Raw genomic sequence first — 16432 nt, 5'->3', positions numbered from 1 at the left:
AACTCGACAGGGTGAGGAGCAGGCATGACACGACATCCTTCCTGGAAGCCGTCATCCACCTCACCTCAGGTGTCCGGAAAACTGGGGGAAGCTCAATCGCGCATCGTGCGCTGGCTGCGTGCGCTCGCGCGCCGGTCGAAGGCTTGTTAGGAAATTAGTCGGCGATCAGTTGGGTCACCGGGCGAGGCTGCATTTCAGGGGGTTGGGAAGGCGATGACGTTGTCGGGCATCGCCTCGGTGCCTTCTTGCAGGCTCCTAGCGTCGGCGGCGGGTTCCGGCGGTGTTGACGGACCAGTTGTAGCGCGTAGAACGGCGTTGGCGAGGGTCAGGTTTGTGACGAGCTGCCGGAGCTTGTCGAGCTCGGCGGCTTGGTTCGTGACCGTCGTCCGGAGTGTTCTGACGGCTTCCTGGAGTCGTTTCTCGGTTTCTGGGGTCTGTTTGGTTTCAGCGCGGACCCGCGCGTAGAACTCGGTCTTCAGGTCGGTGTGCCGCTTGATGAGGGCCATGCGGTGGACGCCGGCCTCGGCGGCCAGGGCGACGATGGTGAGGCTGCCGTTGGAGGTGGTGGCCTGCCCGGTCAGAAGCCGGTCCATCGCGGCGCGGATGCGGGCGCGTTCGTCGTCGTGTTGTTCAGTCACGCGAACTCCTCAGTGGTGCGGGCGGTGGCGTCGTGGGCGTCGGCGAGAGCGCGTAGCCGGGCGGCGTCGCGGCGCAAGCGATCGCCGAGGGGTCCGGGTGAGTGGGTGGCGAGCGCGTCTCGGGCGTCCGCCTTTTCGCGAAGGTCGCGGGCGTGGGTGTCGGTGCGGATCGCGTTGCCGCAGCCTTGCTCGCAGGCGTCTTGGCGGGGCGCGTTCGTGTCGGGGTCGGGGTTGCAGAGTGCGTTGCTGTGTTTGAAGACGCAGATGAGCATGGCTTGGGGGTTGTCGAACAGGACTAGGCCGTCGCGGGCGAGGTACTTGGCGGCCTTCTTCGCGTATTGGGCAGGGATGAGGCGGCCTTCGAAGCGGGGTGCCGTGGCTGCGGCGGTCAGAGCGCGGCGCGCGGCGCTACCGGATATTTTCTCGCCGGCGGCGAGGCGGTCGCGGAGGTGGGCGGCGGTGTCGGCGGCGGCGAGGGCGGTTTCGACGTCGAGGACGCTGTGTAGGCCGCCGCTGCTGCGGCTGGCGTAGCTGCTGGAGGTGCGCGCGTCCAGGACGGTGCGCATGTGCCCGTACTGGATCGCGAGGGCGATCAGGCCGCCGGGCCGGCGGGCGATGTGCCAGGCCAGCGTCCGCCTGAACCGGGACAGTCCGATGATGCCGTGCGGGTCATCAGGGATGATTTGGCCAGGCAGCCCTTGTCTGTGAGCTTCGCGGTTGGCCCACCCGATGAAGTCCCTGATTCGGGAGGTCAAGGTGAACCCCTTCAACGCCCCCGGATGGCTTCGAGGGGACAGGAAGTCGTGGTGAGTGGCGCTGAAGAGTAGTTCACCGGCAGGGACGATGCGTTCCAGGACTCGAATGGCGTGGACGACGGGGGTGATGGCAACCCACGGGATCTCGCGTTCCTCACCGGCGGATACATGGTTACCGTCGTCGTCGGTGACGTTCTTGTAGTGGCGGCCACGGATGAGGTGCTGGCCAGCAGTGCCGTCAGGGGCCGGTTCAGGGTCGGGGCAGCAGCCTGAACGAAGCCCCTGAACCTCTTGGGGTCTCATGCCGGTGAGGTAGAGGCAGATGATCATGGCGGCGGTGCCGAGTTGTCGCATCAGGTCGCCGGCCTCGTTGTAGTCGAGGTGTTCACGCCACGGCCTGCGGTCGATCCGGCCGGTGACCGGGACTTGCATGGGGCATCCGCCAGGTCGCCGGGCGGCCAGCGCGGTCAGACCGTGCGCTTGGCTGAATCGCTCGACCTGCCCCGGGTTGGTGCCGGTGGTGGCTGCGATGAACGTGCAGGCCAGGTTGTCGGCGCCATGGCGCTTGGTCGTCGGGAGCGGTGTTCCATTGGCGATCAGCGGCAGCAGGTATGCCTCGAGCGCGGCGTGGCCGGTGGCGCCGGTGGAAGGTTGGGCGGCGATGGAGGTCAGGCGGCGGTTTTCGGCCCAGGCGGCCAGGATGTCGTCGGCGAGGTCGTCGACCAAACGGATCGCCCACACCAGCAGCGGCCCAATGACTTGCGGGTCCAAAGGCTGAGTGGAGTTTTCGCCGCCGCTGGCACCGGCAGCGCGGGGCAGATAGTTGTCGGCGCCTTCGGTTTCCCACGGGGGCTGGACGAGGCCGATGCGGCAGCTGGAGAGCTGGTCAAATGCCCACAGATGCGTCAGCCAGCCGAGCACCTTCGTGGCGTGCTCGCGGGTGCCGCGATCGGCGCGGCGGTCGGCGACGTAGCGTCGCCAGTGATCTCGGGTGCAGGCAGCGAGGTCGGTGATTTCGTGTTCATGCAGCCACCGCGCCAGTCGGATCCACTCGCCGATGATGTCCTGGATGGCGCCGGCCGACCATCTGGCACGAGCCTTTGCCCCGCGAGTCTGCACGTAGGTGGCTCTCAATTCCCCGTTGATCATGGTCCAAGCGACCATCTTGACTTGCTCGCGTAGCCCTGCGGGACACCTCATCCAGCGAATGTTGCTGAGTTGCGCGGAGGGGTTGTCGATCAACGGGCCAAGCGACCAGGTGAGGTCGCCGTAGCGGGAGTTGGGGTATCGGTTGTCGGGGCTTATTCGGTGCGGCAGCACGACGGGGTCGGTCGCTGTTGGGGTGGGCACGGCGTATCGGTCGGGTTCGACGCCGAGGCTGGTTGTCACGGGGCGAGGTGTCCTTCCAGCAGCAGGCTGATCAGGGTGCGGTCGTCCGAGGTGACCTGGGTCAGCGCGGTCGTCCAGACGGCGGGACCGACCTTGCCGCGTAGGTCTTCCAACCGCTGCAGATGCTCACTCCAGCGCGGGGTCCAGTGCCGGTCCGGCAGTGCGGAGCGCAGACTGTTCAGCTGCTGGTGCAGGTGTGCCAGGCGAGGATGGTGGCCGGGGTGGACGTGAGCGTTGGGGCAGGCCAGACAGAGTAGGAAGTCCGCGCCGCAGCCCCCGTCGGGAGCCGGCCAGGGGCTGTTGTTCTCGTCCGCGCAGTCCGCAGTCGGGGTCTGCTGGCGGAGCGGGTCCCGCTCTGCGTCGACGTGGCCCTTGAACACGACGCTGCGGGCTTGGTCCAGCGCTTCCTGGGCGCCAGCCACGATGACCTGCTGAGACGCCTGTTGGACGCGCTTGTCGGGCAGGAGGTAGACGCTCTCGTGGGTGCCTCGAGCGTGCTGCAGCGGACCATCACGGACCACCGTCGTCCGGCGCGTGCGCTGGAACGGTGAGCTGCCGAACCCATGGTGCTGGGCCCACCACTTCGCATCAACGCCGGAGATTCCGAAGTGCAGCGGTCCGACCGGTCGCGGCCGGTCCAGCAGCCGGTCGGCCATGCCGACCCGACTGGTGCGGGCAGTCATCAACAGATCGACGCCGGGTGCCAACGCGTGCGCCAGGCGGCGGCCGTGCGCGGTCGCCTCCAACGCCTCGGTGATCAGACGTCCCGGGGAGCCTGCGCCGAAGTCGGTGATGTTTTCCGTGTCGAACCAGCGGCCACCGCCGCGGCGGCGCTTCTCCACCTGAACGTGGTAGGTCACCGAGCTCCGCTGGCCGGCCGACGGGGTGGTGATCGGGGTTGGCATGCGGTCGAAGATGGACATGTTCCAGCCGAACCGGTCAGTGAACAGGACCGCTAACGCCGTCAACTCCATGCGAGTAAGAAACAGTCTTCCCCATGTGTGTTCGACGGCCTGGCCGCCCAACAGCCTCCGGTTCAGTAAGTAGGGGGCGCCGCTCGGGCCGACCCCGCGCGGAACGTCGCCGGTGCGGGCCAAGTGATCGAGTGCCGGGCCGATGCGCTCGTCGCTGCCGCCGGCCGGCAGTTTCCCCGTCCGCCAGCGTTGCAGCAGGCTGGTGTTCGTCCGGATGCGCGTTAACGCTGAGCGGAACTGTTGTGTTGCTGCCAGGCGCACCCGCTCGCGTTCCGCGTCGTCGTATGACTGTTTGCTCGGCGCGGGCGGCGGGATGCGACGGGCAAGTTCCTCTGCGACTGCACCGACCTGCAGCCGGGGATCTCGGCGCAGCAAAGTCCGAATGTCTCTCAGCGCAGCCCTGCCGGTGTTGCTCCCGATGTTCTTGGTGCGCCAGCGTTTGAACATCGCCAGGCTCACCTCGTGCAGGTCTTGAGGTGGCCGCTCGAACTCGGACAGGAACCGCGTAAAGACGACGAGTTTGGCCCAGTAGTGGCTGGCGCTCTGATGGCTGGTCCATTGGCGCGACTGCTCGGCGAACGCGGCGGCCAGGGAGCGCTGCATCGGCTCGGGAGCCGGTAGACCAGTGAAATCGAATGACTTGGCGAGACCCTCACGGTTGACCACAGTCACCACCACGCCCTGCCAGGTCAGGACGGGCTCGACCCGGTAGTCCGCCGGTGGCCTCGGCGCCGGGTGTCCACGCCCGGTCATCGGCGATCCTGCGGCAGCATCTCGACCAGCGTGTCCACATCCTGAATCCCGGAGCTCTCCCGAGCCAGCCGAGAGAACACCTCGTCCAGATCCTCTACCCGCTGCTGCGGGCCGTCGGGGCTGTCCGACTCGTCGGCGGCGGCGAGGATCGACTCGAGCTGCAGGTGCGTGACCGGCGACAGGTAATGCCGTTTGGTGGTCTCCACATCCGAATGCCCGAGCAACGTCTTGACCAGGAACCACGGGTCGCCGAACAGCAGCGCGAAGTCCCGCCGGTCCACCGCGGTCAGCCCGAACCGGGCCTCCATCAACTGGTTCAGCACGATCAGCATGTACAGCGCGAACGAATGCCGGCAGGAGTGCGGCGTCGCGTACGGCGTCTTGCCGCGCACCTCCGCCGTCCGGAAGCCTCGCCCGATCTCGCGTTCCTCGGCCGTCAGCAGCTCCTGCTCGCAGCGCAGGTTCGCCTGACGGAACACACCGTTCCACTGCTCCGGCGGCATCGGCGTGCCCTGCTCCGTCAACCACAACCAGGCCGGCTCAAGCCCGTCAGGGCCATCAATGAACAGCCACTGCCGTTCCCGCCAGCCCAATCGACCCAGCCGCTGCCGGCCCTCAGCGCCGTCCATCTCCCGCCAACGCACCACCGGATCCTGACCCCGCGACACGTTCGTGACCCGCCGGACCATCGGCAACTGGTCGTAGCGGCCCTGTTCCTGCGCCCGCTGCACCGCCCACGCCCGTTCCGACTGGACGTACGCCTCGATCTGGCCCACCGCGTCTACACCCGCGTAGAACGTCCGGTCCCGCTTCGATCGGGTCACCGCGCCGGCCACCCGACCATGCAGGTACCGGCCGGACCGTAACCGCTGCGTCGGCACCTCGAATGTGAACAGCGAGGCGCCCTCTTGACGACGCAGACCCGAGCTCAGCAACAACTGCACGAACGACGTGTTCCGTAGCTCAACCCGCGACGCCCAGTCCAACGGCGCCGCCCCGCCACGAGTGCGGCCTCGCAGCCCGACGTTCGACCACGCCCCCCAGGTCCGCGGCGTCAGCCACGACACCCGCGAGCTCACCGCATGCGCTGCACGATCCTCCCGCCGCGACACGTCCACAGGCAGCGGCGACGCCCGAGCCCACCGAAACAGCTTCGTGAAAGCCGCCGCCTCCCGATTCCACTTCGCCCCGCTGATCCGCCGCGGATTCTCCGACGCCCGGCACCGCCACGCCCGATAGTCCGCGAGATCCCGGACCGACGCTTCCCGCCACGGCACATCACGTGAGCACAGGAAGTCCAGCAACAGCCGAATATCCGTCGCGTAGTTCCGTTTTGTCTCCCGTTCCAGCCACCGAAAGACGTTCGACCGGACGAAGGCCAACAGGTCCAAGTCCACGGTGAAATCCGGGGCCAGAAACACCGGATCACCCGCCTGCAAACCCAGACCAGCGACCGCCCCCGGCAGGTCCCGCACCCCCAACGCGGCTTCCGACAGCGGACCCCAGCCGCCCGGATCCGGCACCCACACCACATGCCACTCGCCCAACTCCACACCTCCGATGACCTCTTGAACACACAAGATCATCAGGGAATCGATAGGCGCCCTCAACCTGGCCCTGCGACGGGACAGGAATCGGCGCCGGCGAACGACGCGCCGAACTGGGCGAGCGGTCAGTACGCAATCCGCGCCAGGACGCGTGGCGCAGCCGATTTTCGGGCGTCCACGTTCTGTGGGTCACCTCACCGATCAAAGCGGGCTCGACCCAGTGGGCGTGGCGGGCGTGTTCGCGCGGCACATCGCCGACCGCAGGAGTGCTGCGAGCGATAGGGGCGAGTTGCTGCTGCAGCTGGCGCAGGGCGAGCTCGGTGAACCCGGTGCCCACGTGCCCGGCGTAGGCGAGGAGGTCGTTCTGGTCGTAGACGGCCAGCAGGAGGGAGCCGATGGTGCCGGCGCGGCGGCCTTCGCCGGGTTTCCACCCGATCAAGATCACTTCCTGCGTCTTGATGAGTGGGACTCTCTGTCGGGTGCTTTCCGGTGTCGTGCACTGTCGCGTTCAGTCCCGTTGTAACGACCTTTTGAAGCTTGCTGTTGGGGTGTTTCGCGGCGTCCTGCACGGTCGTACCGTTCCCTGCCGAGGTGATCATGATGCGGGCATTCGCGGTACGACTGCCGTCGTTGCAGGTCTACTGGACCGTGCTCGACGACGAGCTGCGTGTGGTGGAGCAGGCGGAGGAGTTCCTTCGGCATCTGCGGTTCGGGCGAGGTTGTGCGGAGAGCACCAGCGAGGCGTACGCGCGGGCGTTGGCGCTATACGGGGATTGGTGCGCGAACCTTCGCCTGGACTGGTGGCAGGGCGCTCGGCGGTTGACCGCTTTCATGCTGTGGTTGCGGCACGGCGGCCGCCGTGGTCCGGCGCGGATCAACGCGATCGTCGCGGTCGTGCGGGAGTTCTGCAAGCATGCGGTGGCGTGCGGCTGGACGCCGCCGGACTTGCTCGGTCTGTTGTACGAGGTGGCGGACAATCGGTGGCTTCCCGACGAAGTCCGCGGTGAGAACGTCACACCGCGTGGACTCGCGCGGGCGCGGCATCGGCTGCCGGTGCCGGAGCGCAAAGTTGATCGCGCGAGCAACGACGAAGTCGTCGCGTTGATCGGCGCCTGCCGCTGCGCGCGGGACCGGTTCATTGTGCTGGCCTTGGCGCGCGGACTGCGCCGAGGCGAGCTTGTCTCGCTGCGCCGACAGGACCTGCATTTCGTGCTGGACGCCGCTGCCCTGGGCTGCCGGGTGGAGCGGGAGCACCTGCACGTGGTGCGCCGGGATCCTTCACCACGTGGGGCGTTCGCCAAGTCGCGGCGGGAGCGTGTCGTGCCGGTCGACGCCCTGTTCGTGCAGGCCTGGGACGCGTACTGGTGGGAACGTTCCGCGTGCGCGGCCGCGCAGCGCTGCGACTTCGTGCTGGTCAACTTGTTCCGGGAGCCGCTTGGCGTGTCGATGCGGCCGGGCGCGATCAATGAGCTGCTGGTGGTGCTGTCTGGCCGGGCAGGCCTGGATCGCAAGATCCATCCGCACATGCTGCGCCACGCGTTCGCCAGCGATGTCCTCGACGCCGGTGGCGCCTTGGACGAGGTGCAATATCTGCTCGGGCACGCGAGTACCCGATCGCTTCAGCCTTACCTGCATCCATCGGCAGCGCGGATGCGCGAGGCGGTCGAACGAACCGCCTCCTACAGAGATCGTAGCCACCCGTGACCGCGCCGGCGCTGGTCTTCCACGCTGACGACGCGGTCGAGATGCGGCGGCTTGAGGCCAGCTTGTCGCTTGAGTTCTGGGCGGCGGCCGGATGGGACCCGGCGCTGCATCTGGTGCGTACGCCGCCGCAGCACCCCACGCTGGGCTGGCGGTGCTGCCTCATTCAAGGCTGTGAGGTGAGCACCACCCGGCATGACGGCCTGTGTATCAGCTGCCAGATCCGCAGGCGTCGTACGATGGTGCCGCTGGAGGTGTTCGTCCAGCAGCCGGTCACCGCCGACTATGCGGACGGTGCACGCCGGCGCCGACTGTTCGACTCGCCGTGCACGGTGCCCGGTTGCCCACGCCCGCGACACCTCTGGGTCGATGGCGTGTGCAGCTCCCACCGGTCGCAGGCGTTGGCCCGTTTCGGCGAGGTCACTGCAAAGACGCTCGCGATGTTCCTAGCTCAGCCGGATGTGCGCCCGTTGTCAGCTTTGGGCGACTGCCGGGTCGTGGCCTGCCTGCGCTGGGCGGCGAACATCCAGGGGCTGTGCCTGTCGCATTACCACCGGTGGAAGGGTGCACGTCGTGATCCCGGGTTCGATTTCTTCCGCTGGTGTCGCACCGAGGACGGGATCGCGCGCAGCGGGCTGGTGAACTTACGTGGCCTGGCACCGCTGGTCCGGCTACAGATGATGGCCGCCGTGCAGGCCATCGCGGGCAGCGGCCACAAGGTCGCACCCCACGAGTGGCACTCGGTCGCGCGCCACGCCCGCCAGCGCGAAGCGAGCACACTGCACCAGCTCGATCCCGGCGAGCTCTCCGAGATGCTCGGCAAGCTGCTGCGCCAGCTGCAGCGTGAAGCCCGACGGGCCGCGACTACCTGGGAGGAGGAACAGCAGGCTGACGTGTGGGACCTGGGGGTTGCTGGCCTTACGGGGTTCATCGACTTCACCGCCGTGACTCAGCCGTGGCTGCGTGCGGGAACCAAGTGGTGGGTCAGCGAGGACCTGCCCCGGCGCCGGGCGACGAAGACCTACGCCGTCGTACGCAGCTTCGTCGGCTCGGTCGCCGAGCTATCGGCCAGCCTGCGCCTGCACCGCGACGACGACGGGCTCGACCCTCAATCCCTGGGCCGTTCGGACATCCTGGCGTTCCTGACCCGGCTCGCGCATCTGCGACACATCGGCGAACTCACACCGGCCCGGCACCTGCGCCTGCTCCGCGAAATCAAGACCGTCCTGACGGCATGCCGCGATGTCGGGCTGACCAAGCCCGACGGCCCGATGCATGGCCTGCCCGGTGAGTTCGCCGTCCGCGGCGACGACCTGCCGCCGGACCCGGACCAGCGTTCCTGGCGGCCACTTCCCGCCGAGATCATCCAAACCCTGGATGCTGAGCTGCCCCGCATCGAGCAGCGCAGCCAACGCGAGTTCCGCACCGCGATAGAGCTGTTGATGGACACCGGCCGCCGACCGAACGAGATCTGCCAGCTGCCCCTACAGTGCATCGAGCGAGACACCGACGGCCGCGACGTGCTGATCTACACCGACTTCAAGGCCAACCGCCTCGACCGACGGCTGCCCATCGCAGCCGGCACCGCTCAGCTGATCCGCGACCAACAACAGCGCGTCCGGGAACGCTTCCCCGGACAACCTGACAAAGACCTGGTACTGCTACCCGCCAAGAGCCGCAACCCTCACGGCGCAAGGCCGATTAACGCCACCACCCTGTCCGAGGTCCACCGCAAGTGGATCGACGAGATACCACCGCCGACCCTGCTCGACGACACCGTCTTCCCGCGCCAGTACCTCGTGCTCTACGCCTACCGGCACAGCTACGCCCAGCGGCACGCCGACGCCGGCACCCCCATGGACGTGCTGCGCGACCTCATGGGCCACCGCTCGACCGACACCACCCAGATCTATTACCGGGTCACCGAACAACGCACCCGCACCGCCGTCGACCAGCTCGCCGCTTACCAATACGACGGCGCCGGCATGCAGCTGGCCCGGCAGGTCAGCGCACTGCTCGACAGTGAGCACCAGCGCCGCGGCATCGGGCAGGTCGCGGTCCCGTTCGGTGTCTGCGCCGAGCCGTCCAACGTGCAAGCCGGCGGCGGCGCCTGCCCCTACCGGATGCGCTGCGTCGGCTGCGGCCATTTCCGCACCGATGCCTCCTACCTTCCCGAGCTACGCGCCTACCTCGACCGGCTCCTCGCCGACCGGGAACGCGTGCTGGCCACCAGCGACCTGGACGACTGGGCCCGCGCCGAGGCCACGCCCAGCGACTCCGAGATCACCAAGATGCGCCATCTCATCCGCCGTGTCGAAGCCGACCTCACAGACCTGACCGACGACGAACGCTCCCACATCGAGGCGGCCTGCGCCGTCGTCCGTAAGACCCGCCAGCACGTCGTGCTCGGCATGCCTACCGTGCTCGCGCCCACCGTCGACGTCCGGCTTCCAGGCCGCCGGCCGTGACAGCAACCCCCTCCGCGCTCGGCGCCTTCCGCACGGCCGACACGGCACGACGCGGCGATCGCGTCCGCCAAGCCCTAGCCGCGATGACCGCAGCCGGGAACGACATCACCGTCTCGTCGGTAGCCCGCGCGGCCCGCGTGCACCGCTCCTTCATCCACCGTCACCCCGACCTGCACACCGCCGTCCAAGAAGCACAACGCAAACCGGCCAGCCCCACACTCACCGCCGTCTCCGCAGCCTCCTTGCACGCCGATCTTGCAAACCTGCACGCTCAGAACGCCCGGCTCGCCCGGCAGATCAAGACCCTGGAACACCGACTGTCCGACGCGCTGGGCATCCAGGCATACCAAACCAGCGGAATCGGCGCTCCCGATCCGAGCGCACAACTACAACAACGCGTCCTCGAACTCGAGCAACACCTGCTCCACCTGACAGCGCAGCTCGAGGAATGCACCGACGAACTACACGCCGCCCGAGCCGCGAACCGAGACTTGATGACGCTGCTCAACAGAACCCACGCCCGTTGATGCTCAATGAGCGGGCGTCTTCACAGATTGCCGGCCCAGACCAGCTCGATCGGCGACACGTCAGACGAGCCCAAATCTCGTTGCGAATCGGCCGCACGATCCGGCGCTTCATCGAATCTTGAGACTGCAGCCTCCGTACCGCGCAAGGACAGCGGCTAGATGAGCACACCTGATCGAGCTACCTCTTCGGCATACCGTGCTCGGTGAGAGGGCGGATCACCTTCGTCCAAATAGGCCACGCCCGCCAGGTTTGGACGATCTGTTAGGCCGAGCGCTCCATCCCCTATCTGGATTGTCGTCTCGGCTCATCGGTCAGAGACTATTGTGGAGACGCCTCCGCACCGAGGATCTTTGTACTGCAACGATCGAACGCGGAGGTGCGGATGCGGGCACGACAACTGGTGGCCATAGTTGTGGCGACCATGGCATTTGCGCTTGCCTTCGGTGCGCCCGCTTGGGCGCTCGTCGCCGGCGGCAGCACTAATACCTTCACTGACGTAGTCGGTTGGGCGAACATACTCGCATTGACAGTTGGCACCTATGCCTCCTGGGATGTATACCGAAACCGGCGAGATACGAACGTTGAACAACGCCTGCGCGTAGCGATCAGTGATGAGGTGGGTCTAGAACGTTCGATCTTGCTGGGCCTTGACCGGCGGGAGGGCTTTCAATCTGATATGGGATTTCGCCAATCCAGCTATGGTGATCCACTCTCCCGGACGCCGCGGTTGCGCATTCGTCGGGGCAAGGACACTTACGAATCGACCCTAAGCGAAGTCATCACCTACTTTGAAACGTACTCGCACAGCCAGATCATCATTCTAGGCAATTCAGGTACTGGCAAGACAGTTCTGGCTGTCGAGTTACTGTTCCAGCTAATGAATGCTGCGCGCAGTGGCGGCGGTCCTACCCCGGTCAAACTCTCCCTGACGACGTGGTCCCCCGCGGTTCGTGAATTTGCCGACTGGATCGCCGATGAACTCCGGTTAAGATACGCAGTCTCTGATCGGGTCACCAAGGTCCTGCTCGGCGACCGGAAACTCGTACTGGTCCTCGACGGACTCGATGAAATGGACCCCACCGACTCTGATCGAACGGTTGCAGGCACCGCAGTCCGAAAAATTAATGAATACCTAGCCGTTCGTCACGACGCCTCAGTCGTCGTGACATGCCGATCTGACGCGTACCGCGAACTGCCGGAGCGGTTAGTCCTGCCGGGAGAAGTGACTGTTGATCCGCTGACGAAGGAGCAGATTGCCACCTACATCAATACTGCGCATTTGACGCGGGAGCAACGCGACCAGTGGGAACAGGTGGCGACCGTGATCAGATCGGAGAACGGTCGCCCAGTTGTGGAACAGCTAAATACGCCTTGGCGAATGACCCTTGCTGTCACGCTATTGCGTGACGGGCAAGACCCGTCGGTGATCCTCCTCCAAAATGGTGAGACTGCTTCGCAGCACAGCGAGCGGGTCCGTCGCTCATTGCTGGAATCCTTCGTAGCCGCTCGGGCGCGTCTGGCTGTACAGCAGCGTTATTCCTCACAAGCCTCCGAACAGTGGGCCAGCTATCTTGCCAGTTACCTGGATGTGCAACAGGAACACGGAGGTCCTCGTTCTGAGCTATTGCCGCACATTGCCTCGAAGCAGGTTCAAGGTCAGATCTACGAGTATCGATACGTGTCTACGTGCCTTCTCCTCCTGTTGATTGCGTTCACCGTGTCTATTTGTGCAACCGCCACGGGATGGTTGTCCTATTGGGTAGGTTGGGCAGAACCGTTGCACGCATGGCGTAACGTCCTCACCGCAATCGCTTACCCGTCGCGCGCTCTTGCCGTGGCCGGGTTAGCGGTCGGGGTGACGCTATTGACAACGCCGAGCTTGGGCGTTCCGCGGGCTAGCCGCACGGTGAGAAGGACATTGCGGAGATCCTTTTCGGGACCTCGCGAGGTCATGTTCTCAGGACTGCTCTACCTTGTGAGTCTGCCGGCGACGATCTCGGGTGTGCTGGCTGCTGCGGCGGCCTCGTTGGTCGCCACCGGTCCACTGTGGTTGGCAATGCCGGGGCCAGCGGTGCTACGGGTCGCTGTCGGCGTGGCTGCCGTAACTTCAGTGTTATTCATAGCACCAATGTTATGGACAAACTACGCGTACCTGATGCTGACGGCATTTCAACGCGATTACTGGCGCAGGTTCGAACTCGGCAAGGACGAACATGGTACTGTGAATCTTTTCGTTAATGCCCCGCCATTGGCGAACACGTTGAGGCCCGACTTGGCGCAAAGTGGCCCCCGAGCAGATACGAGAAACTGGGCCCGTGCTGCTGAGGACTTTCTCAACTGGGCGTACGGGGTCGGCATCGTCAAGCGGAGCGGGGTAGGCTTCCAATTTCGGCACCGCGAGCTAGAAGATTGGCTCTTGTCTCAGCTGGACATCGCTACCGACGAGATGCCGTTGGCTTGGACTCGCGATTTGCGGGCAGAGCTGACCAATAATGAGGGCAATATCCAGGCAAAGTCATGGGTTTACGTCAATCACGTCGAAGGCATGCAACAGTGGCACGCTGGCTGGCCCGGCAAAATGTACAGAACATTTTTCCGCCGGATTTCCGGAGGGGGTTTTGAAGGCCACAATGGCGCCGAAGAAGGCAGGCTTCAAGCGGACAAGGTCCAAGCGGCGGCCGAAAGGGTTGACCGAGCGGTTGCCGCGTCGTTTACTCCTTTAGCGCGTTTGACGCTAACTGTGGCATGGGCCCGCACCCGCCACAGCGGCCGGACTGAGTTGGGAGCGGTCGACCTAATAGGGGGCCTCACTCAGGCGCTCCTGCTGCCGACAGACCGAAAAGACCCTGCAGGCAACCTGGGACGGTTTCGTACCGGCGATCGCCTTCCCTCACTGCTGACCACACTGGACAGGAAGAATGAATACAGCGGCCAACCTGCGCGGCGGCTCGGGTTGGAACGAGAGGTCCGGAGGCTGCTGCGACAAGAGCTTCGGCGAGCACGGTCCGCCGGTAAACTAGTCACAGCCCGCTCGCTGCTGCAGATGCTTTCTGCTGACGACAAGCAGAGCTCCATTATTCGCTCCGTGATCGGAGCGGGTGGCATTGCGCTGCTCGACGACATGCTCAATGGAGAGGACTAGATACTCAATCTCGAACTTCGGTATGAGCCATCCAATGATAGAACGACTCGAAGCAAGGCATGAACGTCGCAATAGCGTTGAGCTACTCTGACGCCTGAGTGTCGATCTTTGCAGCTTCGTGGAAGTTGGAAGCGAGGCGCGGGCCGAAAGCTCCGTCGCGGGGCTGATTCGCCGGCGGCTGATGCAGCAACTACCTACGGAAGTGACGTTCATTGCCCGCGGGGGGTCCTCGCCACCGTCGCCCAGTCCTCCTGCGCAGACTCCCGTTCTCGCATCGGACGCACACGACCGAGGGCACACGACGGACAGCATCTGCGTCTGGCGCGGGGATCATCGCGAACTACACGGCAGTAGTTAACCGGTCGCCTGCATCGTCCTGACCAGGACCGGGTAGCTCAATCGGGTGACCATGCCCGACGCGATCCCGCCGATGCTGGCCGGGGCCGGACCACTGCCGTCTGGCGAGGGCTGGGCGTTCGAGTTCAAGTACGACGGGGTGCGGGCGATCACCTATGTCGGCGGCGGCCAGGTGCGGGTGTTGTCGCGCAATGGTAACGACGTCACGGCCGCCTATCCCGAGCTCGGCGCGCTCGGCGCCCTGCTCAGCGATCGGCCGGCGATCCTGGATGGCGAGATCGTCGCGCTGGCGGCCGGTGACCGGCCGTCTTTTGCCAAGCTTGCCGCCCGCATGCACGTGGCCCGGCCCACGACGGCGTTGCTGCAGACGGTACCGGTCGTCTACTACGTGTTCGACCTACTGTGGCTGGACGGGAAGTCCCTGGTCAACGAGCCGTACGACCGGCGCCGCCAGCTGCTCGCCGAGCTTGCCCTGGACACGCCGGCGGTACGCACGCCGCCGCACTTCATCGGCGTCGACGGGGCGGCGATCCTGCGCGCGGCGGAGCTGGGCGGCCTGGAGGGCGTCGTCGCCAAGCGCCGCAACGGCCCCTACCGGCCTGGACGGCGGACGGCGGAGTCGTGGACCAAGGTGCCGCTCATCCGTACGCAGGAGATTTTGATCCTCGGCTGGAAGGCGGGCGAAGGCCGCCGGGCCGGCACCATCGGCTCACTGCTGCTCGGCGTCCTCGACGAAGCCGGCACCCCGCGGTTTGCCGGCCACGTCGGCACCGTTATGTCAACGGGCGGGTGTCGCAAGGTGCGGCGTGTCGCAGCGGCCAGCCGCATCGTCCCTGTTGCCGCATCGACGACCCCGCGAGTTCAGCGGGGCGCTCGCAGCCCGCTGGCCCCAAGCAGGGAGAGATCACACACGTCGTGATGCTTGCCGACTCGGCAACATCCGGATTTAGCCGAGATGAGTGCGCTCGACCGGGCCCGGCGCAATGGGAAGCATATAGGGTATGAGTCGAACCGCAAAGATTCCGAGGGACGGTTATGGCCGGACAGACTCATCCGCTGCAGGATGCTCTCAATCGGGCAACAGAGGCCACTTATACAGTCGTCGATCTTATCGACATCGCACGAGAGCGAAAGCCTACAACCTCCGGCAGGGAGGGGCGAACGGATGCTCGTCAGACATCGTTATATCGCGCGGTAGTAGCGGCGAGCATGGCAGCAATCGAGGAAACATTCGAGTCCCTGACCCTCGCTGGACTTGCCGGCATAGGAACTCCTCAACGAGCGACGTCGATGATCGCAGGTGCAGTCGGAAAGGGCTTCCAATCACCCAATCCGCAAAATATAGACAGCCTCCTCGGAGACTACCTTGGGTTTAAGCCGAGCGACCATTGGAGCGCTCACCTAGCGTACTCGAAGCCTGCATATAGGGCGCAGAAGTTATCAGACACGAGCCTCGATCATCGGCTCATTTTCTCCGCTTATGCCTGGTTCAGGGAGTTCAAGGGGGACGAGCTCAGCAGCGTGCTTGCGAGGTTCGTCAAGATTAGGAACTCATTCGCCCACCAAGATACATCGAAAACGATCTTCGCCAAAAGGGAACAAGACTTACTTAAAAGACTTCGCCTCCGGCGAGCGTCATCCAACGACGAAGCCGCTTTCGTCGAGGCAACATCTGCGACCTGTGCGGTAATATTAAACGCGAACGCGGCAGCCAGCGACGACCCTGTTGTGCACTGGACTCTCCATGAGACGCAGGCCATCAACGCACTCTTGATTTACATTGGAATCGTCATGTCAACCTGCGACGCGCTCGCCGTGCACCTAGAGAACTCCGCCCAGGTGCAGATCGCTTCGTTCGACAAATTGGTCCTTCGCGTGCAGGAAGGTCGCTGGTGCGCTTGGGATCGAAATCACAACTTTACTACTCCTAACATTGACTTTGAACTAATTCCTTATCGCCCAAATTCCCGTGGGGCTTAGACATAAGTAGCAGCGCCTCTGCAGGATAGAGTTCGCGACCAAAGGCAATCACATGTCGCGCTCCGAGCGCTTGACATCTAGAACAAAAGTCCGAGGCGGTCAGGTCAGTCTTGGTTGACTGCTTCTGGGGCGGCGTGACGCAAAGCAATGGCGTCCGCCGGCTGATGCGGCGCACCAACTACCATGTCGCTATCTTGTCT

General features: G+C 65.1%; 11 protein-coding genes. 6 read left to right on the top strand and 5 right to left on the bottom strand.

Going from position 1 to position 16432, the window contains the following annotated elements:
- Window positions 1-194: 194 nt before the first annotated feature.
- The 5 genes from AB0M88_RS41595 to AB0M88_RS41575 all read right to left on the bottom strand — a co-directional run bounded on the left by AB0M88_RS41595 (window position 195) and on the right by AB0M88_RS41575 (window position 6501).
- Window positions 195-638 carry a hypothetical protein gene (locus tag AB0M88_RS41595; RefSeq protein ID WP_364111650.1) on the bottom strand — a complete coding sequence of 148 codons (444 nt, stop codon included), beginning with the start codon at window positions 636-638 and terminating at the stop codon, window positions 195-197.
- Window positions 635-2782, bottom strand: a complete 2148-nt coding sequence (locus AB0M88_RS41590) for a hypothetical protein (RefSeq protein WP_364111648.1) — start codon at window positions 2780-2782, stop codon at window positions 635-637. Before AB0M88_RS41590 ends, AB0M88_RS41595 begins: the two co-directional genes overlap by 4 nt.
- Entirely contained in the window at window positions 2779-4509 is a 1731-nt protein-coding gene (locus AB0M88_RS41585; RefSeq protein WP_364111646.1) for a hypothetical protein, read from the bottom strand. Before AB0M88_RS41585 ends, AB0M88_RS41590 begins: the two co-directional genes overlap by 4 nt.
- The gene (locus AB0M88_RS41580) at window positions 4506-5786 is read right to left on the bottom strand and encodes an integrase (protein WP_364111658.1); all 1281 of its coding nucleotides are present in this window, start codon (window positions 5784-5786) and stop codon (window positions 4506-4508) included. The genes AB0M88_RS41585 and AB0M88_RS41580 overlap by 4 nt, the downstream gene beginning before the upstream one ends.
- A 148-nt stretch (window positions 5787-5934) precedes the next feature.
- On the bottom strand, window positions 5935-6501 hold the full coding sequence (locus AB0M88_RS41575) for a hypothetical protein (protein WP_364111644.1): 567 nt from the start codon (window positions 6499-6501) through the stop codon (window positions 5935-5937).
- A gap of 152 nt (window positions 6502-6653) precedes the next feature.
- On the opposite strand from AB0M88_RS41575, the gene AB0M88_RS41570 reads away from it, so the two are divergent.
- The 6 genes from AB0M88_RS41570 (at window position 6654) to AB0M88_RS41545 (ending at window position 16232) form a co-directional block, all read left to right on the top strand.
- Complete coding sequence (locus AB0M88_RS41570; protein ID WP_364111656.1) at window positions 6654-7760, top strand: tyrosine-type recombinase/integrase; 1107 nt, start codon at window positions 6654-6656, stop codon at window positions 7758-7760.
- Window positions 7757-10225: a site-specific integrase gene (locus tag AB0M88_RS41565; protein ID WP_364111642.1), complete on the top strand. Its 2469-nt coding sequence runs from the start codon at window positions 7757-7759 to the stop codon at window positions 10223-10225. The genes AB0M88_RS41570 and AB0M88_RS41565 overlap by 4 nt, the downstream gene beginning before the upstream one ends.
- Window positions 10222-10752 carry a DUF6262 family protein gene (locus tag AB0M88_RS41560; RefSeq protein ID WP_364111640.1) on the top strand — a complete coding sequence of 177 codons (531 nt, stop codon included), beginning with the start codon at window positions 10222-10224 and terminating at the stop codon, window positions 10750-10752. Before AB0M88_RS41565 ends, AB0M88_RS41560 begins: the two co-directional genes overlap by 4 nt.
- A 383-nt stretch (window positions 10753-11135) precedes the next feature.
- Window positions 11136-13895, top strand: coding sequence for an NACHT domain-containing protein (locus AB0M88_RS41555; protein WP_364111639.1), 2760 nt, complete (start codon window positions 11136-11138; stop codon window positions 13893-13895).
- Window positions 13896-14304: 409 nt separating this feature from the next.
- Window positions 14305-15171, top strand: coding sequence for a hypothetical protein (locus AB0M88_RS41550; RefSeq protein ID WP_364111654.1), 867 nt, complete (start codon window positions 14305-14307; stop codon window positions 15169-15171).
- A gap of 290 nt (window positions 15172-15461) precedes the next feature.
- Window positions 15462-16232, top strand: coding sequence for a hypothetical protein (locus AB0M88_RS41545; protein WP_364111637.1), 771 nt, complete (start codon window positions 15462-15464; stop codon window positions 16230-16232).
- Window positions 16233-16432 lie beyond the last annotated feature (200 nt).

This window comes from Actinoplanes sp. NPDC051411, from assembly GCF_040682075.1.
Classification (GTDB): Bacteria; Actinomycetota; Actinomycetes; order Mycobacteriales; family Micromonosporaceae; genus Actinoplanes.
This window is presented reverse-complemented; position numbering and strand designations above follow the sequence as displayed.